At 58.7% G+C, this 19001-nt stretch carries 16 protein-coding genes; 2 read left to right on the forward strand and 14 right to left on the reverse strand.

The window, feature by feature from the left end; all coding sequences use genetic code 11:
* Window positions 1-55: 55 nt before the first annotated feature.
* The 6 genes from QFX05_RS03450 to QFX05_RS03475 form a co-directional block, all read right to left on the reverse strand.
* The gene (locus QFX05_RS03450) at window positions 56-823 is read right to left on the reverse strand and encodes an SDR family oxidoreductase (protein ID WP_279740951.1); all 768 of its coding nucleotides are present in this window, start codon (window positions 821-823) and stop codon (window positions 56-58) included.
* Complete coding sequence (locus QFX05_RS03455) at window positions 820-1494, reverse strand: isochorismatase family protein (protein WP_279740953.1); 675 nt, start codon at window positions 1492-1494, stop codon at window positions 820-822. The genes QFX05_RS03450 and QFX05_RS03455 overlap by 4 nt, the downstream gene beginning before the upstream one ends.
* Window positions 1495-1797: 303 nt before the next feature.
* Complete coding sequence (locus QFX05_RS03460; protein WP_279740955.1) at window positions 1798-3207, reverse strand: FAD-dependent oxidoreductase; 1410 nt, start codon at window positions 3205-3207, stop codon at window positions 1798-1800.
* Between the two features lie 180 nt (window positions 3208-3387).
* Window positions 3388-4221, reverse strand: a complete 834-nt coding sequence (locus tag QFX05_RS03465; RefSeq protein ID WP_279740957.1) for an alpha/beta fold hydrolase — start codon at window positions 4219-4221, stop codon at window positions 3388-3390.
* Window positions 4222-4248: 27 nt separating this feature from the next.
* Window positions 4249-5253: an NADP-dependent oxidoreductase gene (locus QFX05_RS03470; protein WP_279740959.1), complete on the reverse strand. Its 1005-nt coding sequence runs from the start codon at window positions 5251-5253 to the stop codon at window positions 4249-4251.
* Between the two features lie 68 nt (window positions 5254-5321).
* Entirely contained in the window at window positions 5322-5756 is a 435-nt protein-coding gene (locus QFX05_RS03475; protein ID WP_279740961.1) for an Rrf2 family transcriptional regulator, read from the reverse strand.
* 222 nt (window positions 5757-5978) lie between these two features.
* On the opposite strand from QFX05_RS03475, the gene QFX05_RS03480 reads away from it, so the two are divergent.
* Window positions 5979-6491, forward strand: a complete 513-nt coding sequence (locus QFX05_RS03480; RefSeq protein ID WP_279740963.1) for a mycothiol transferase — start codon at window positions 5979-5981, stop codon at window positions 6489-6491.
* A 100-nt stretch (window positions 6492-6591) separates the two neighbouring features.
* On the opposite strand, the gene rlmC is transcribed toward QFX05_RS03480, so the two are convergent.
* From rlmC to QFX05_RS03500, 4 genes are all read right to left on the reverse strand, one after another.
* A complete protein-coding gene (gene rlmC / locus QFX05_RS03485) occupies window positions 6592-7725 on the reverse strand; it encodes a 23S rRNA (uracil(747)-C(5))-methyltransferase RlmC (protein WP_279741068.1) in 1134 nt (377 codons plus the stop codon).
* Between the two features lie 207 nt (window positions 7726-7932).
* Complete coding sequence (gene groL, locus QFX05_RS03490) at window positions 7933-9555, reverse strand: chaperonin GroEL (RefSeq protein ID WP_049346117.1); 1623 nt, start codon at window positions 9553-9555, stop codon at window positions 7933-7935.
* 396 nt (window positions 9556-9951) lie between these two features.
* Complete coding sequence (locus tag QFX05_RS03495) at window positions 9952-10542, reverse strand: LytR C-terminal domain-containing protein (protein ID WP_279740966.1); 591 nt, start codon at window positions 10540-10542, stop codon at window positions 9952-9954.
* Window positions 10543-10804: 262 nt separating this feature from the next.
* A complete protein-coding gene (locus QFX05_RS03500) occupies window positions 10805-11092 on the reverse strand; it encodes a DUF3263 domain-containing protein (RefSeq protein ID WP_279740967.1) in 288 nt (95 codons plus the stop codon).
* 189 nt (window positions 11093-11281) lie between these two features.
* Here QFX05_RS03500 and QFX05_RS03505 point away from each other — a divergent pair, with 189 nt between their 5' ends.
* Window positions 11282-11953: a uracil-DNA glycosylase gene (locus QFX05_RS03505; RefSeq protein ID WP_279740968.1), complete on the forward strand. Its 672-nt coding sequence runs from the start codon at window positions 11282-11284 to the stop codon at window positions 11951-11953.
* 153 nt (window positions 11954-12106) lie between these two features.
* Here QFX05_RS03505 and QFX05_RS03510 read toward each other — a convergent pair whose 3' ends face one another.
* The 4 genes from QFX05_RS03510 to QFX05_RS03525 form a co-directional block, all read right to left on the reverse strand.
* Complete coding sequence (locus QFX05_RS03510) at window positions 12107-14242, reverse strand: threonine/serine exporter family protein (protein WP_279740970.1); 2136 nt, start codon at window positions 14240-14242, stop codon at window positions 12107-12109.
* Between the two features lie 414 nt (window positions 14243-14656).
* Window positions 14657-14935 (reverse strand): HPr family phosphocarrier protein, encoded by a 279-nt coding sequence (locus QFX05_RS03515; RefSeq protein ID WP_005504506.1) that lies wholly within the window; start codon window positions 14933-14935, stop codon window positions 14657-14659.
* 233 nt (window positions 14936-15168) lie between these two features.
* Entirely contained in the window at window positions 15169-16863 is a 1695-nt protein-coding gene (gene ptsP, locus QFX05_RS03520) for a phosphoenolpyruvate--protein phosphotransferase (RefSeq protein WP_279741072.1), read from the reverse strand.
* 102 nt (window positions 16864-16965) lie between these two features.
* On the reverse strand, window positions 16966-18963 hold the full coding sequence (locus QFX05_RS03525) for a PTS fructose transporter subunit IIABC (protein ID WP_279740972.1): 1998 nt from the start codon (window positions 18961-18963) through the stop codon (window positions 16966-16968).
* Window positions 18964-19001: the final 38 nt, after the last annotated feature.

The raw sequence follows: 19001 nt of genomic DNA on the forward strand, positions 1-19001 counted from the left end.
GGAAGCACATAGAGTACAGTGCAGGCGCGGGTATATTGCGGTCACATCAGTGCCGCTAGAGGGTCGCACCGCCGTCGGCGACAATCTCCTGCATGGTGATGTGGCGTGATGCCTCAGAAATGAGGAAAGCATTCACCGAGGCAATATCCGTTGGATCAGCAATACGGCGCAGCGGAATGCCCAGGCGGAAGGTCTCCGGGTTGCCGGCAACCGGTAGAACGGAACGGTCCTCCCCCTCCCAGGCGTCAGTCACCATGGGGGTTCGGGTGGTGCCGGGGCAGACCGAGTTCACACGAATACCGTGCGCGGCAAGTTGCAGACCGAAGCTGGAACTCACGCGTGCCGCCGACGCCTTGGACGCACCGTAGGCGCCAAACTCCGCACGGGGTACACGCGCCGCATTGGAGGCGACCGTCACCAGGGAGCGGCTATTCGCCGGGTCGCTCTCCTGCTGGTCAATCATGATGCGTGCGAATTCGCGCAGGCACAGGAACACGCCGTCGGAGTTGACCGCGTGCAGGCGCTTCCAGGTGTCAAAACTGGTTTCCAGCAGCGGCTGGCTGTGGGCGATACCCGCGGCGAGCACCGCACCGGTGATGGGTTCGTCGAGTGCCGCCACGGCTTCTGCGAGGGTGGTAACGGACTCTTCGCTGGTAACGTCTACGGCACGGTAGCGGAAGATAGCATCCCCGTAGGTAGCGAAAGAGGCAATGGGTTGCTGTGCAAGGTCCGCCGCAAATACCGAATAACCGTTCGTAATGAGCTGGTGGACAGTTGCCTCACCAATACCGCCGTTTGCACCGGTCACAATAACCCAGCTCATGCGTGCGCCTCCTCAGCGGTCTGTAGGTCGGCGAGTACATCGGCGGTATTCAGCACCCGGGCGCAACGGCCCGAAGCGTACTCACACGCCATGCGGTGCTCACCTTCCGAGAAGTCAGCGAGCGCATCGGCAACCATAAACGGCTGAATATCACGCATGAACGCTTCCAGCGCGGTGGTCAGGCAGCCAATGTGTGCATACACGCCGCCGATAATGAGCTGGTCGCGACCGGACTCCTTGAGCAGGTCCTCGAAGGGGCTGCGCACGAATGCGGAGTAGCGCCACTTGGTCAGCATGGTGTCGCGGCCGGTAGGTGCAAGTGCGTCGAGCACGCGGGCGGACTCGTCATTCTGCAGGCCGTCGCCCCAGAAGTCGATGAGCAGGCGGCGGTCTTCGGGGTTTTGGCGCGGCGGCTGCGCGGTGTAGTAGACGGGGATTCCAGTAGCGTGGGCGGCGTCAATGAGACTGCGCAGATTCCGAATAGCAACGTTGATTTGGGCGTCCGGGTTAGCGTTGCCCTCACCCAGATCAGCTCCTTCGAAGGCTTGCACGAAGTGTACCTGCATGTCGTGCACAAGCAGTACAGCGCGGCTGGGGTCTACAGTCCAGCTCACGCGGTTGCTGTGTTCACGGTCAACGTAGGTGTAGGGCTTGATTTTGGGCAGTGCCATGATTCTCCCGGTTCGTGCCTATGGTTTTCGGTTGTATGCGCGGCGCAGGCGGTGCACTGTGGCGGGCGTAGTAGCGAGTGGGAGTCTCCTCCGATCCCTCTCACATCCCCCAAATCAGTGAGCTTGCGCTTATCTCATAACCATCTTAGGGCATGCTTAGCTACAAGGTATATCTGAGCCTTAACAAAAATGCTTCCCCACCCGCACCCCCGTTGACAGCACAACGGGTGGAACGGGCAGGGAAGCACTCAGACAAGCAGAAACACTATACGAACCGCGACTCCAGACGCGATTCTAGTTCAACTAGTTCACGGGCACCGCGACGGCAAGAACCTCATTCAGGCCCTCAGTGATTGAGGGATGAGTGTAAATCTCATCGCGCAGCTGCGAAGCAGTAATGCCGTGGCGCATCGCCAGAGCCACCAGGTTAATAACCTCCATGGACTCAATGACCAACAGCTGGGCACCCAGAATCTGGTCGCTCTGCGCGTCAATCACAAGCTTCATGATGCCGCGCGGGTTCTCCTGGGTCTTCGCACGCGGCATCGCAGCAATTGCAGCAACCGGCTTCGAAGCGACCTTCACCTTGTGGCCAGCCTCGATTGCCTCACGCTCAGTCAGACCCACGGAGGACAGCGGCGGGTTCATGTAGATGGTTGCAGCCACTGCCTTACGGTCCTTAGTGGAGCGGGAACCGTCACCAACCAGCTGGGAAAGCACCACGCGGTAGTCATCCATGGAGATGTAGGTGAACTGCGGGCCGCCGTTCACGTCACCGAGCGCGAAAATGTTCGGCACGGTGGTTCGCAGGTGCTCATCCACGACGATTGCGCCGCGGTCGTTGGTTTCGATGCTGGTGTTCTCCAGCCCCAGACCCTCGGTGGCGGGTTTGCGGCCGGTCGCGACCATCACGTAGTCCACCTCCAGCTCCTGAGTAGCACCCTCGGAGTCGAGGTAGGTCACGGTCACCGAGTCAGCGCCGTCTTTGAAGGACTGCACACGTACGCCGGTGTGAGCGGTAATATCCTGATCTGCAATAATCTCGCGGGCAACCTGGGCAACGTCCTCATCGTAGCGGCCGAAGAGGGCGGGTACGCCGTCAAGAATGGTCACCTCAGTGCCGTAGGAGGAGAAAATACCGGCGAATTCAACACCGATGGGGCCGCCACCGATAATGCCCAGGCGTTTGGGGCGCGGGGTGAGCTTCTGCAGCTCGGTGGAGGTGAGCACACGCTCGGATTCGTGGATACCCTCAATCGGCGGGATAACCGACACGGCACCGGTGTTGACAATGAAGTAATCGGCGGTAACGTGCAGGGTGTCCTCGCCCGCGGTAACCTCAACCTCGGTGTCGGAAATGAAACGTGCGTGACCATCAATGAGCTTGGCAGTCTCGTTGGAGAGCAGGATCTCGCGGTTCTTGGCGCGCATCATGCCGGTCAGCTTGTCGCGGAAGACCACGGCGGATTCGTAGGCGGCGTTTACCTCTTCAGGGGTACGCTCACCGCTGGCACGGAACTCGTCGGCACGGTGTACGAGCGCCTTGGTGGGTACGCAACCGATGTTGATGCAGGTGCCACCGTACATGCCGGTGGACTGTTCAATGACGGCAACGTTCTTGCCAGTCTTGGCGTATGCTCCGGCGAGGGTCTTGCCGCCCTTACCGAAGCCGATGACGACCATGTCAAAGTGCAACTGAGCGGGGGTGGTCATAATATTCTCCTGTGAAATTTAGATGATGATGTCTTCACAAAGTTCAACGGGAAGAAATGAGTATTATTCCCGCGCTCCATATTTTTCTCCCCCCTCAACCACCGCTAGGACATAAATAAAGCCCCCATCGCACTGCACAGGACGCACCGCACAGGACGGTAGGGGCTTCACAGGAGGTGGCTAGCTCAGGAACTTCAGCAGGTCCTCAGCGAACTCATCTGCGTACTGGAAGAGTGCGCCGCGACCGGAACGGCGGTAAATCTTCAGCTCGCTCTGCGCAACCTTGCGGTGCATATCGTAGGAGTTGACGCTGGGCACCATCATGTCGGTTTCACCGTTGACGATGAGGGTGGGCTGGGCAATGTATGCCATATCGTCCTGCTGCTGCTTGCCCCAGCGGCGGATAGCCACCAGCTGACGCAGGAATCCGATAACCTTCATCGGGGTACCGCGGTGCGCCTCGGTGCGGGCACCCATACGGTCCAGTACTCGCTGCGCCTCAATACCGCCATGTGCGTCGTGGGTGTAGAAAATGTAGCGCTTCGGGTTGATCTTCTCGCGGGCTGCACGCGCCATGTAGCCGAAGGTAGTTCCGGTGACGGCATCAATTCCAGCGCCACCGCGCGGGCCGGTGCCAACCAGCACCAGGCGGTTGACGAGGGCGGGGTAGGCGCGTACAACTTCCTGAACGATCATGCCGCCCATGGACAGGCCCAGCAGGTTGACCTTCTGGTAGCCGAGGGCCTGAATAATTTCTGCTGCCTGATGAGCCATACCGGGGATAGTGGTCGCAACAGAACCTTCGCTAGAACCCACGCCGGGCAGATCCATCACGATTACGTGCTGGCGCTCAGCGAGCAGGTCAAGTAGTTTGGGGTCCCAGTCGTCCATAGTGGCGGCGAGGTGCACGAGCATAACCAACGGAATGTCTGAGTTGCCTTCTCCGAGTTCTCGGTAGGCAATCTCCTGGTTATTAACGGTGGTGTAGCGGGTGGGAGTTTCGAGGTAAGACATGATTCTTCTTTTCGTTGAGTGGGGCGCTTAGGAGGCGAAGGAGATAACGGTCTTGCCGTTGGAGCGGCCGTTAGCGACCTTGTCCAGGGCCGCATTGACGTCTTCGAAGGGGAAGACAGTATCGATGGAGGGCTTAATCTGACGCTCAGCGAAGATGTCAGCAACCTGCTGCAGCTGCGCGCCGTTAGATTCGACGAAGATGAAGTGGTAGGTCACGCCGTACTTCTGCGCCTTGCGGTCCATGGTGCGACCTGCCGCACCGAAGAGCAGCTGCTTCCAGAAGGGCATGCCCATGCGCTGTGCGAATGCCTTGTTGGGCATGCCGCGCAGGGAGACGAGCTGACCGCCGGGCGCCATGATGCTCATCTGCTTTTCAGTCTCGTCGCCGCCGAGGGTGTCGAGCACGTAGTCGATACCGCTGAGGGTTTCAGCGTAGTTTTCGGTCTTGTAGTCGATGAAGCGGTCAGCGCCAAGACCCAGCACGCGTTCCTTACCGGAGGCGCTACCGTTAGTGATGACGGTCAGGCCCTTTGCCTTTGCCAGGGGAATTGCCATGGCACCCACGCCGCCGGTACCGCCGGAGATGAAGATGGTCTTGCCGGGCTGGGCACCCATCAGGTCGAATGCCTGCATGACGGTCAGGGCGGTCAGGGGAACGCCTGCCGCTTCTTCGTCGCTGAGGTATTCGGGTACGCGTGCCAGGGCGGCCGCATCCACGGCTACGTATTCTGCGAAAGCGCCGATGCTGTTCAGCGGCAGGCGGGCGAAGACGCGCTCGCCGACCTTGAAGGAGGTGACGCCTTCACCGAGGGCTTCTACGCGGCCGACGATTTCGTTGCCTGCAATCTGAGGCAGTGTGTAGGGGGTGATGAGCTTGACTTCACCGCGGGAAATCATGTTGTCGAGGGGGTTGACGCCTGCGGTGCTGATCTTGACGAGTACCTGCTGTGCGCCGGGGCGGGGTGCGGGTACATCGGTGACGGTGAGGGCGATGTTGTTCTTGTTGTAAGAAACGATCTGTGCTGCCTTCATGGGGTGTCCTTTCGGGTGTGGTGTTATTCGGTAAGTTCTAGTGCCGGGTTTAGCCGTGTTTGAGCCGGTTATGCGGGAGGGGTTTTTCCTGCCGCGGTGTAGAGGTTTGTGATGACGTTGCGCAGGCTTCGCTGCGCGAGGTCTTGAGCCAGCTTAGTTTGGGTTTCCTCGAAGATGGGGTTGACCGCCTGGAGGATGTGGGCGCCGACCGGGCATTCTTCGTTCGCGTTGTGGTGCGTGTGGAAGAGGTTGATGCTGCTGCTTTCCTGGACGGCGAGGTAGATGTCGAGGAGGCTAATGTTCTCTGCCGAGCGGGTGAGCTGGTAGCCGGGTTTGCCGCGCTGGGAGCTGAGGATGTCTGCCTTTTTGAGAAGGGTGATGATTTTGCGAATGTAACTGGCGTTGGTGCCGACGCTACGCGCGAGGTCTTCAGAGCTGAGCGTTTTTTCGCTTTCGCTGATCATCGTTAGGACGTGTAGTGCTACCGAGAATTTGGTGTCCATGTCCCCTCCTGGGTTGTGTGCCACATACCTTAGTTGTATCCGTATCGGATACAAGTACAACTATGGCAGTAAAAGCTTACATCGTCAAGTTTTATATCTACGACGTGCGCCATAAACACAAAGACGGCTCTCTCCTTCCACAGCCACCCCTCAGAGCCCGCGCGGGCGTAGACTGAAACTACCCGGTTCCTTATGAGAAGCCGTCATCTTCAGGAGGATTCCATGAAAACCCACGAGATTCTGCGCGACGCCGCCAGCCGCCCCGGTATCGAAGCCGCCGTAGCCGTCAAGGGGCTATCCCCCGAGGCGCTCAACGCCCACCCGGGCGGGCACCCGAACTCTATCGCCTGGCTCCTCTGGCACGCCGGACGACAAATGGATATGCAGCTTTCTGCTCTGAATGGTCAGCCGCAGGTCTGGAAGACTCAGGGTTTCAGGGAGCGTTTCAACCTGGGCGAGCTCGGCGACACCATGGGCTACGGCCACACCGCCGAGCAGGCACGCTCCATCGTGGTTGAAAATTCTACGCTGATGGTGGAATACCTTGTGGCAACCGGCGAAGCGCTCGCCGACTACGCACATAGGCTGAGCGAGGCTGATTTGAGCGAGATTATTGACCTTTCGTGGACTCCGCCGGTAACTCGCGGTGTGCGCCTGGTCAGCCTGATTGACGACGCGGCCCAGCACGTAGGCCAGGCAGCCTACGCGGCGGGTATTCTTGCCGCGCAGAATTAAGAGCGGAGAGCTAAACCTCGCCCCAACAGCAGGCACGAAAAGGCGGTGGTGCCTCGGACACAACCATCCGAGACGCCACCGCCTACACGTCTATAAGCCGCTACTGCTTCTGTAGCAGCACCATTACCTCATAGTGGTCCGTATGCGGGAACATATCCAACACACGGCCCTGCACCGGCGCATACGAGGGCATACACTCCAGATCCTTCGCCAAAGTCACCGCGTTACAGCTCGAATACACCACACGGTCAATACCCGAACCCTCAACCCAAGCGCACAAGCTCTCACCAATACCGCGACGCGGCGGGTTCACCACCAGCATCTGCGGCACCGTGCCCGAAGACACCGCGAACTCCGGCGCATCCTGAGCCGAAAAACTCACGCCCTCCAGACCGTACTCAGCCACCGTGCGCTGCGCCGAAGCAACCGCCTCCGCACTAATCTCAATACCCGTCACCGAGCCGCCATCCATCACCGAAGCGGCATGTAGGGCAAAACCGCCCACACCACAGTACAGGTCCCACAGCGAGCGCGGAGCAACCTCACGCACCCACTCGCGGCCCTGCGCATACATCGCCTCAGCAACCTTCGTGTTTGTCTGGAAGAAGCTCTGCGGGCGCAGATGCAGAGTCAGGTCATTCACCTGCATTGGCAGAGTCTGACGCTCCGAAAGAATAATCTCCTCATCACCCTCAACACGCGCCACCGGTTCACGCAGCAGGTTCACCGACAGCACCGCCAAGTTCGGCAGCTGCTCCTGCAGCCAGTCCATCTGGCGGCGAATCGGCACCATCAGCTTCTTTGAACGCAGCACGAAACGCACCATCAGCTCACCCACAGCCGAAGCAGTCACCAGAATATTCTTCAGCTCACCACGACGGTTCGGAATGTCATAGGGGGTCAGGTCCGCACGCTGAATCAGCTCACGCAGCACCGGAATAGCCGCCTGAATCGGCTCCATATAGAGCGGGCATTCTCCAAGATCAGTGGAGGTGCCCGTACGGTAATCCACGATGCCCAGGGTCGGGTTCTTCGCCGAACCACCCACCACGAGCTTCGCCTTGTTGCGGAAGCCCGCCTCCGCGCTGGTCACCGGGTCCAGCCACTGCAACTGCGGGTAGTTAGCGAGCAGGGCGCGGGCGTGCTCCTGCTTCACCTGCACCTGCGCGGGGTACAGGGTTTCGATGTTGGTGCAGGAGCGGCAAAGACTCTCACGGTAATAGACGCATTCCATAAGGAGCCATTCTACCGCCTCCGTCGCCGGGACAGGACGCATGGGCACACAAAAGCGGGGGCGGTCACCCCTCATGGGTAGCCACCCCCGCCTCGTACGGATGCGTGGACCTGTGCCGGCTAAAGTACCAGCGTTAGGTCACCGCCGAAGGCCACTTCGGGCCCTTCGGATTCCATAACTTTTTGCCCCATCAGGGACAAAAAGTTATTACATCATGCCGCCCATTGCGTCCGCACCGGGAGCAGCAGCACCAGCGGGCTCCGGCTTGTTCGCAACAACAGCCTCAGTGGTCAGGAACAGACCAGCAATCGACGCAGCGTTCTGCAGAGCCGAACGGGTCACCTTCACCGGGTCAGCAATACCAGCAGCCATCAGGTCCTCGTACTCGCCGGTCGCAGCGTTCAGGCCGGTACCAGCAGGCAGGGAACGAACGCGGTCAACCACAACGCCCGGCTCCAGGCCAGCGTTAGCAGCGATCTGCTTCAGCGGTGCATCAATAGCTACGCGCACAATGTTTGCGCCGGTAGCCTCGTCACCGGTCAGCTCCAGCTTGTCGAAGACCTTCACGCCAGCCTGAATCAGAGCAACGCCACCACCGGGGACGATACCCTCCTCAACAGCAGCCTTAGCGTTACGCACAGCATCCTCAATGCGGTGCTTGCGCTCCTTCAGCTCAACCTCAGTTGCGGCACCAGCCTTCAGCACAGCAACGCCACCGGCGAGCTTAGCCAGGCGCTCCTGCAGCTTCTCACGGTCGTAGTCGGAGTCGGAGTTAGCGATCTCTGCGCGAATCTGAGCAACGCGACCCTCGATAGCTGCTGCGTCGCCTGCACCCTCGATGATGGTGGTCTCGTCCTTGGTCACAACGACCTTGCGAGCGGAACCGAGCATATCCAGGGTTGCTGCGTCCAGGGACAGACCAACCTCTTCGGTAATGACCTGGCCGCCGGTCAGGATAGCGATATCAGCCATCTGAGCCTTACGGCGGTCGCCGAAGCCCGGAGCCTTCACAGCAACAGACTTGATGGAGCCCCGCATCTTGTTCAGCACCAGCAGAGCCAGAGCCTCACCCTCAACGTCCTCAGCAACGATCAGCAGCGGCTTGCCGGACTGCATGACCTTCTCCAGGACGGGGACAAGGTCCTTAACATTCGAAATCTTCTGGTTCACAACCAGGATGTAGGGGTCCTCCAGGACTGCTTCCTGACGCTCCGGGTCGGTCACAAAGTAACCGGATAGGAAGCCCTTGTCGAAGCGCATACCCTCAGTCAGTTCAAGGTGCAGACCGAAAGTGTTGGAGTCCTCAACGGTGATGACGCCTTCCTTGCCTACCTTCTCCATTGCCTCAGCAATGAGCTTGCCAATCTCAGCGTCGCCAGCGGAAATAGATGCGGTTGCAGCGATCTCTTCCTCAGTCTCAACTTCCTTCGCGGAGGAGAGCAGAGCCTCGGTCACAGCCTCAACAGCCTTCTCAATGCCGCGCTTGAGGCTCAGCGGGTCAGCGCCAGCAGCCACGTTGCGCAGGCCCTCGCGAACCAGTGCCTGAGCCAGAACGGTAGCGGTGGTGGTACCGTCACCTGCGATGTCGTCAGTCTTCTTAGCAACTTCCTTAACGAGCTCCGCACCAATCTTCTCGTACGGATCCTCCAGCTCGATTTCCTTCGCGATCGAGACACCGTCGTTGGTGATGGTGGGGGCGCCCCACGCCTTCTCCAGCACAACGTTGCGGCCGCGGGGGCCAAGGGTCACCTTCACTGCATCGGCGAGGGTGTTCAAACCGCGCTCAAGGCCGCGGCGTGCCTCTTCGTCAAAAGCAATGAGCTTTGCCATAAGTGTCCTCCTGGACGATCGGATTTTTCCTTCACCCCTGCGGGTGCGGTACATCTAAATCGGGTGGTTTCCCCTCCACAACGCCCGCGTTACGGAAGCGCGGGCAAAGTAGGGCATAAAGCACCCGAATGCTACATCAATTGTGGCACCCGCGCCGGCATGGAGCAAACGTTTAAGCCCAAGGTTGAAGGGTTAATCGCCCAGTGCTTAATCTGCGCTCATCAAGCCCGCCTACAGGGGCATTAATGGTGCGCCCGCCGGGAGTACATGAGGGGCGTTAAAAGCATCAACCCCACCCGGCGCATCAGTGGAATTGCGCGGATGGGGTTGAGCAGAAGTCGTTATAGCAGAAACAGTGGGGCGCGGGCTTAGACTCACCCGGGCAACCGCCTGAACCTATTCCGATGCAGTAGCAGAGCCGGTGTAGTCCGACGACAGAATTACGATGACCTCGTGGTTGCCCATCTGGACATCGGAGGTTGCCTGACGCACCTGAGTAATGCCCAGCTTCGAGGCGATACTCTGCGCCTGCGACTGATATCCCTCAGCGTAGTAGACCACGCTGGTTGCCGGTGCCACACCCGTGTAGTTTGCCGTCTCGCTGATGGTGTAACCGGTCAGCAGAGCCGCCGCACCAGATGCGCTACCCGCCGGAGCCGCCGCATTGTAGACTGCCACAGAGATGGACTCAGCCAGACCGGTCTTCGTAGCGCTTGCCGATGCGGAAGCGTTAGCCGGCGCGGAGGACGCCGATGCTCTTGCGGAGGCGGAGCTACTCTTCGCGGCGGATGCCGAGTACTGCGGGGAGGCGGTGCGCGGCGCGTACACGTACATCGCGCCGCCGATGAGCAGACCAACTGCACCTGCAGCTACCAGGGGGATAGCGCCCTTGAGGCTCTTTGCCGGGTCAGCATTGACCGCGCGGTAGGTTCCGCGGCGGGCGGTATTTTCGTCTACCTCATCAAATTCGTCGCGGGGGTAGCTCATTTATCCTCATTTCACGGGTCTCTGTTTACCGGCTGGTACCGTACCGCCCTACCGCGCGCGCAGTCGCAGCTGCAGAAGGTACGGTCTTGGTGTTCTAGTACCTAGAGTACCGGCTCAACTAGCGAGAACCAACGTGAACGCCTCGCAACCGGCTGTGAAAGAGGCAGACACCGCACAGTGTTTAATCTCTGGTTGAACTTAAGGTGTACGGTATCTGAAAGCAGGAGGTGGAAAGCTCTCACAGCTCCCCCAATTCAAACCCCTAGTCAGCGTCTCGGCGGGCACGCAGAACATCGATAATCTGCGGCGCTGCGGTGCATACCCGCTCATCATCGAGCATCACGTTCAGGCGCTGATAGTATGCAATCGGGGTAAATCCAGCGGCGATAATCGCCTTCTCTTTTGAGCCCTGGTGCTTGAAGCGGCGGCGCTCCACATCAATGATGCGGCGCTCCACCGGGCTCAGGCCGCCGGGTTGGCTCTGCAGTTCCGACTGGTTTTCTACTTCCGCCTGGCTCTGCACGGTTTCAGTACGTTCCTGTTCTGACACATTCCCTCCTGTCTGTAGCTCACCTGCCACGGCGGGCGTCTCTAGCGTATGTATTCGTCATCCCCTAGTCTAGAAGAGAACCCTAGCCTAGAGAAAGCCTCAGTCTAGAGAAAGCCTCAGTCTAGAGGAGAAGCATTCATCCCGCACCCCTCCCGTTACCGTCAGGGTCGCATCAGCCTCAGGAGATTCATGAACCAGCCCCTCAGCAGCATTATGAGCGAGGATTGGGCGGCAGCACTCGCCCCCGTCCAAGAGCAGATTCACGCCATGGGCGCTTTCCTGCGTGAGGAGCACGCGGCGGGGTACCGTACTTTCCCACCTGCTACCGATATTTTCAATGCGTTCCGCCGCCCAATGAGCCAGGTGAAGGTCCTTATTATTGGTCAGGACCCCTACCCCACTCCGGGTAATGCGATGGGTCTGTCGTTCTCTGTGCACCGTGGTATGCCTCTGCCTCGTTCGCTGAATAATATTTACAAGGAGCTGCAGGATGATTTGGGTATCGCCCCGGCTGATCACGGTGACCTGTCCTGTTGGGCTAATGAGGGTGTCATGCTGCTCAACAGGGTTTTGACGGTGCGCGAGTCTGATGCGGGTTCGCACCGCGGCAAGGGTTGGGAGGAGATCACCGAGTGCGCTATCAGCGCGTTGGTGGCGCGTAACCAGCCACTGGTGGGTCTACTGTGGGGCGCGGATGCGCGCAAGTGCGCACCCATGCTGCAGCCGTACCCGAGCGTGGAGTCGACGCATCCTTCGCCGCTGTCTGCTCATCGTGGTTTCTTTGGTTCGCGCCCGTTTTCAACCGTAAATTCTTTGCTGGTGCAGCAGGGTGCGGAGCCGGTGGATTGGACAGTCCACTAGGACGGCTCGCTAGGCACAGTAAAAGATCCAGCGTAAGAACTGACGCAATGGATGTAGCGAAGGGGCGGTAGCATGTGAGTTGAACTCGTATGCTACCGCCCCTTCGCTACATCCAATATATGCAATATTGACTATATACCCTTGAAAATAAGGTTAAGAATTTGCCGGCTCCACATTCCGCGGAGTCATAAAATGCTGTAGCGCGTACTGCATCGTGTAATTGCCCAAGGCAACACCCGAAGCCATCGCCACAACAATTGAAACCGCCGTAATCATATTCTGTAGACCCAGAATCACATCCGTCTCAACCGTCAATAAATACATACCACGGAAGAACGACAGACCCGGCAGCAAGAACGTAATCGCCGGAATCGAGAAAATTGCCTGAGGCACATGCAGACGGTAGGCAAAATACGTGCTCAACGCACCAATCACAACCGCCGCACACGCCGTCGGACCACGACCAGTACTCGGCCCGGCAAACATCTCGTAGCCGTAATACGCCGCCAAACCGCAACCCGTAATGACCATCAGCCAACCGACCTTCACCAGTTTCGTCTGCAAGGTAATTGCAAAAGTTGCAATCGCTACCAGGAAGAAGAAAGACGCCGCCAGCGGGGTCGTCGGCTCGAAACGCAGCTGCTCAATATCCAGGGTCGGTCCGTTGAAAATATTAATCGCACTCACCGCGGTGGCAATACCAACCACCAGGCCCAAGAAGCTCATACCCGTCGATACAAAACGGCCCGCAGCCGTCACCGGGAAGCCATTGATCGCATCCTGCACGGCGCCCACCAGACGAGGAGTCGGCAAGAACATAATCATGCCCGCAGCCACCACCAGAGGTGCCGAAATCGCCTCTCCTTGACGCTGAAGCACCGAAAGAATGGACCCTTCACCGCCCAGCCAAATCGCCAAGAAAGTCATCAGACCCGCACTAGCAGCCATGCGGAAGAACGCCGGAATACCAATCGAACTCAACCACTGAATCAGCAGATACACGGGAATAAAGATAATCGCAGCGCTCAACGCCGTCGCAAAACTCGCCCCCAGCGCCGCTGTCAGGGTTCCAGCACACGCTAGATTCGCTAGCCACACCACCAGAGGCGGGAACGGCTTAGGGCGGTGCGTAATCTGGTTCAGCTTCAAATCAGCCATTTCCAGGGTCATACCGCCGCGAGTGATCTTGTAAATCAGTCCGTACACCTCAGAAAGTGCCTCATAGTTCTCCGTAGAGGAACGCACCACACGCACCAAAGTGTGGGTGAAGCGCTCCTCAGCGTTCACATTGCGCTTAGCGATGCGGGACTCCATGTAAATATCGGGGTCCGACGTATAGTTGATGGTCACCGACTGGTTTGTAATATCCACTTCAACCGAGTCCAAACCATACGCCGAAGAAACCGCAATAATCGCCGAGTCAACATCCATAGCATCCGCGCCATAGTGGAACATCGCCTCTGCCAGGCGCAAGGTGAAGTTCAGCGTGTCACGAGCGTATTCCTTCTCGCGGCGGAATGCCTCACGACGCTCATGGTCTTCGGTACGAATAGTCGGCACAAACTGACGCTGAGCAATCCGCTGGGCACCGCGCGGGGCAGCCGGTGCAGCCTCCTCAGCGCGCACGAAGGAGCGGAGGCGACGCGAACCCCAACGGCCACCACTACCGCGCCCAAACAGGCCGCGAGAGCCACCGTTGACCAGCGGTACGGAGGTGGTGGACATTGAGACAGGTCCAGTTTTCGGCACGGCGGTAGGTTCCGCACCGTAGCGTCGGGCTGCGTGAGAGTTCGGCACCTGCGGAATCATGCCAGTCATAGGTACCGGTTGGGAGGGCCGAGTCAGCGCCGCCTCAGTCACCATATTGCTTGAAGTGGTGGGGTGCGGGTCCTCACGGTATGCGTCCAGGTCGTCCACAGGTATGAGGGAGGGATCAATAACGGTGCGTGCACCGTGACTGTTAGAGCTCGGCTCGGGGTCGCTGGCGGGCTCTACCTCCTGCGCGGGGATGCCCATGTCCGCAGCTACTTCTTGGAGTACTTCGCTGACAGCTTCTGCTGCGACGGTACCCTCCTGAGTTTTCGCAGAGGGGGTCTGCCGAGCCAATACACGGCGTAATTTCTCGTCGGTGACCTGGTCTAGTGAAACCAGGGGAAAACCGCGCTTACCGGCAATGTAGCCTTCGGTAGTATTCTGCTCGCTTCCTTCCGTCGCGGCAGTGTTTGCTTCGCCTGCATGCGAAGCTTCCCGCGATGTGGAGTTCGCGGGGGTGTTCCTCGATTCTGCCAATGTCCCTCCCAGATAGACAGTGCCTATTTAGTCTAACAAGGGCAGGATTCTGTGGTAGCACTGGCAAACAGAAATATCGCTTTTCTATCCAGCGGTTATATGAGCAAAAAAGCGCTCTACGATATCTACAATAGATAGCTTCGTTGCACTGGAGAGAAATATAGGTTTCTAGTATACAGAAAATATTTTGGGAGATATTTTCAAGGAAAAATAAATATTATATGTACATTAAGATTTATACAAAGAAATATCTTCCATCTACCTTCACTCATAACTCAATAAAATACGAATTATTCATAATAAAATAAAGAAATATCCCGCCACCGAAGTGACGGGATATTCACGCTTTAAGGCTGTAGCCTTCACAGCCTCCGAAGTGCACCGCTTAGGGTTGACCTCAGAGGCGAGAGTCAATTACTCAGCGTCGTGGTCGGTCTCGAGGATCTTAACCAGCGAGTCCAGAGCCTCTTCAGCACCTTCGCCCTCAGCGCGCAGGACAACAACGTCGCCGTGCTTTGCGCCCAGGGACATCAGGGACAGAATCGATGCAGCGTCCATAGCCTCATCTGCGGGCTCACCCTTAGCAGCAATGGTCACCTCAACGGGGAGGTCGCCAGCTGCCTCAGCGAAGATAGCTGCCGGACGTGCGTGCAGGCCAACACGGCTTGCAATAGTGGCTTCGCGCTCTGCCATTATGTTTCTCCTTTGATTAAGGAACTGAAAATATATCAGTACCTATTCTAAATGAACGGGGCGCTTCAGGACCCGCCCTTACTCTATAAATTGTACCGTTCAGCCATACGCTAACAAGTACAAAAATGCCGGATGCAAAAATAAGACCCTGCACCCGGCATTTTTACGGATCCGGACACTACCTCCACACCCCGTCGAGGGGCGGTAGGCAGAACACGGAATCGTTTTAAGGCTTAGAGGCCCAGCTCGTCCAGAATCGGCAGAGCCTTACGTGCGCTCTCCTTCGCCTCAGCAGAAGAAATCTGCTGCAGAGCGATAGCCGCAATCTGCTGTGCCTTCTCCTTGGTCACAGACTTCAGAACCGCAGCCACAGCGGGGATAGCGCCAGCATTCATGGACAGAGTGTCAACACCCAAACCAATCAGAACAACAGCCAGAGCCGGGTCAGCCGCAGCCTCACCACAGACGCTCACGTACTTCTTCTTACCCGCGGTGACCGATGCACGCTGAGCACCCTCAACGGTCATCTTAATCATCTTCAGCACTGCAGGCTGCCAGGGGTTGTTCAGGTGCGCCAGGTCGCCCAGCAGACGGTCAGCCGCCATGGTGTACTGGGTCAGGTCGTTGGTACCGATGGACACGAAGTCGACCTCGCCCAGGATAGCCTCAGCGTTCATCACAGCTGCGGGGGTCTCAACCATCACACCGTGAACGGGCAGGCCAATCTCCTTGAGCATGTTCGCGAAGTTTCGCGCCTCCGAAGTGGTCGAAATCATCGGAGCCATAACCCAGATATCAGCGTCGGAGTTCTCCGAAGCAGCCTTAATAGCCTCCAGCTGGCGGGTCAGAACGCCCGGAACGGTCCAGTCGGTACGGAAACCACGAACACCCAGTGCGGGGTTCTCTTCGGGGTTCACGTTCAGGAACGGTAGGGGCTTGTCAGCGCCAGCGTCCAGGGTACGAACCACAATGTGCTTGCCGGGGAATGCGTCAAACACGGACTTGTAGGTCTTAGCCTGAGTCTCGATGGAAGGCTCAGCGTCGTGGCCCAGGAAGCCAAACTCGGTGCGGAGCAGGCCAACTCCCTCAGCCTTCAGGCTTGCAGCCTTCTCAGCGGACTTGCCGTCACCAACGTTTGCGTAGAGCTCAACGCGGGTGCCGTCAGCCAGCACACCCTGACCGTCGAAGTCAGCGACGGGCTTGCGGTTTGCGTACTTGATTGCTGCTTCGCGGTCAGCGTCGGTGGGCTCGGTGTCAACGATGCCTTCGTTGGAGTCCACGTAGACGATGGTGCCGTCAGCAATGTCGGTCACGCCCTTAGCAGCCACAATAGCGGGCAGGCCCAAGCCGCGAGCCAGAATAGCGGTGTGTGCCTGCGGTCCACCGTCAGAGGTAATCAGTGCAATAACCTTCTCGGGGTCCAGAGTCGCGGTATCAGCCGGTGCCAGGTCAATAGCAGCCAGGATGAACGGCTCGTCAGAAACGGGGATGCCGGGAGCCTGCTGGCCGGTCAGCTCAGCAACGATGCGGGCACGCACGTCGTGGATGTCGGTGACGCGCTCAGCCATGTAGCCGCCCAGGGCAGCCATCTGGTCTGCGAAGGAGGTTGCGGCCTCCCAGATTGCGCGCTCGGGAGCCATCTCCTGAGCCTCAACTAGCTTGATAGCGCTCTTGATGAGTGCACGGTCGGTAGCCATCTGAGAGGTGGACTTCAGAACAGCCTTACCGTCACGGCCTGCATTCTCTGCGCGAGCCAGCAGGTCTTCCTTGACGCGGACCGATGCGTCCTTGATGCGCTGTGCCGCAGCCTCAGCGGTCTCACCGCTCAGACGCAGACCATCCTTGGGTTCCTCGATGGGCTTAGGCATCTGAAGAACGGGGCCAATAACGCGGCCGGCATATACGCCGACGCCCTTGTAGGTAGTCATAGAGTTCATGTCCTATCTGTGGTTTGTCTACAGTGTAACGTGTTTTTTTCACACTCACGCCCGCAAACAGACGATCAAATGCAAGGTGAGGTTATACGGCCTTTACACGGATGCCTTAGAGCGGGCACCCAGGGACTTCAATACCACGTACAGCAACGCCGAAACAATGGTACCGGCAGCAACAGCCACCAGGAACATCAGCGGGTTCTGCGCCAGACCAATAATCCAAATACCACCGTGCGGAGCCGGAGAAGCCACGTGCGCACCCATGGAGATTGCACCGGCGATAGCGCCACCAACAATGGTCGAAGGAATCACGCGAGCCGGGTCAGCCGAAGCGAAGGGAATAGCACCCTCAGAGATGAAGGATGCACCCAGCAGCCACGCAGCCTTACCGTTCTCACGCTCGTTCTCGTTGAACAGCTTGGGGCGCAGAGTGGTTGCCAGAGCCATAGCCAGCGGCGGAACCATACCGGAGATAATGACAGCAGCCATGATTTCCTGGTTCACAGTCGCCCCCGAGGACAGGCCAGCGGTTGCGAATAGGTAAGCAGCCTTGTTGATGGGGCCGCCCAGGTCAGAAGCCATCATGGCGCCCAGAATCAGACCCAGCAGCAGAGCAGAACCGCCAGACATGGAGGTCAGCCAATCCTGCAGGGTGGTCATAACCCAAGCCAGAGGCGCACCGAGCAGCAGGTACATCGCCAGGCCGGCAACCAGAGAAGTTACCAGCGGGGTGATGACCACGGGCATCATCGAGCCAAGCCAGCGAGGCAGCTTCAGGGTGCCCAGAGCGTACGCAATCAGACCGGCGAGAATACCGCCAACAATACCGCCAAGGAAGCCCGCGTTCACCGCAAGAGCCACCGAACCGGCAATGAAACCCGGAGCGATACCGGGACGCTGAGCCAAACCGTACGCAATGTACGCGGCAAGAGCCGGAACCATCAGGCTCAGACCGAAACCACCGATGGTCTGCAGAACAGCACCCAGGTACAGGGTCCAGTGCACATCACCGAGGTTGAACAGGGTTGCCGAATCGAGAATTGCCTTGGTGTTCACATCGCCGAGATTCGGCATAGTAATTGCCTCGAAAACGAAGCCCAGGGCGACCAGAATACCACCGGCAGCAACGAACGGAATCATGTAGGAGATACCGGTCATTACAGCCTTGTAGATGCGCGAGCCCCAAGCGCCTTCGGTAGCGCCTGGGCTGTCCTCACCGCTGGATGCGGCAGCAGCAACGCGTGCACCGTTGGGGTTCTCAGCCTCAGCTAGAGCCTCCGCAATCATTTCCTTAGGCTCGTCAATACCGCGCTTGACGGCAGACTCGACAAAGGGCTTACCCGCGAAGCGGTTACGCTCACGCACGTTCACAGACACCGCAAAAATCACGGCGTCTGCGGCGTCAATATCAGCCTGGGTCAGCTTCTCATTACCCGAGGAGCCCTGGGTCTCAACCTTCAGATCGTAGCCGAGCTCTTCAGCAGCGTACTTGAGGGCGTCCGCAGCCATGTAGGTGTGGGCGATACCGGTGGGGCATGCAGTCACAGCAACAATCTTCTTCACCGGAGCCGAAGCAGCGGGGGTTTCCTGAGCGGAGGCGGCGGGGACAGCTTCGGGGGGCTTAGCTTCTGCCTTCTTCTCGCCTACGCCGAGCGCACCGTTGACCAGCTCAACAATCTCTTCAGCCGAGGAGGCTTCACGCAAGGACGCGGTGAAGCTCTTCTTCATCAGGGAACGTGCCAGGGTGGAGAGCAGTTTCAGGTGAGCCTGGTCAGCGCCGTCGGGTGCAGCGATGAAGAAAATCAGGTCGGCGGGGCCGTCCTTTGCGCCGAAGGAAACTGCCGGGTTGGGGCGTGCCATCGCCAGGGTCGGCTCGGTGACGGCAGCGCTACGGCAGTGCGGAATCGCAATACCACCGGGGATGCCGGTGTCGGTCTTGGATTCGCGTGCCTCGGCAGCCGCGTAGAGCTGCTCGAAGTCGGTAGCGCGTCCAGCGTTTACGACTGCCTGGGCAAGCTTGGCAATTACGTCGAATCGGGTCTCACCGAGATTCTCGTCCAACAGGACGAGATCTGCGGTAATCAGATCAGACATATTCCCTCCTCGGGTATGTGTTGGGGCGGGGATTCGCT

It is taken from the genome of Rothia similimucilaginosa (assembly GCF_029850875.1).
Lineage (GTDB): Bacteria > Actinomycetota > Actinomycetes > Actinomycetales > Micrococcaceae > Rothia.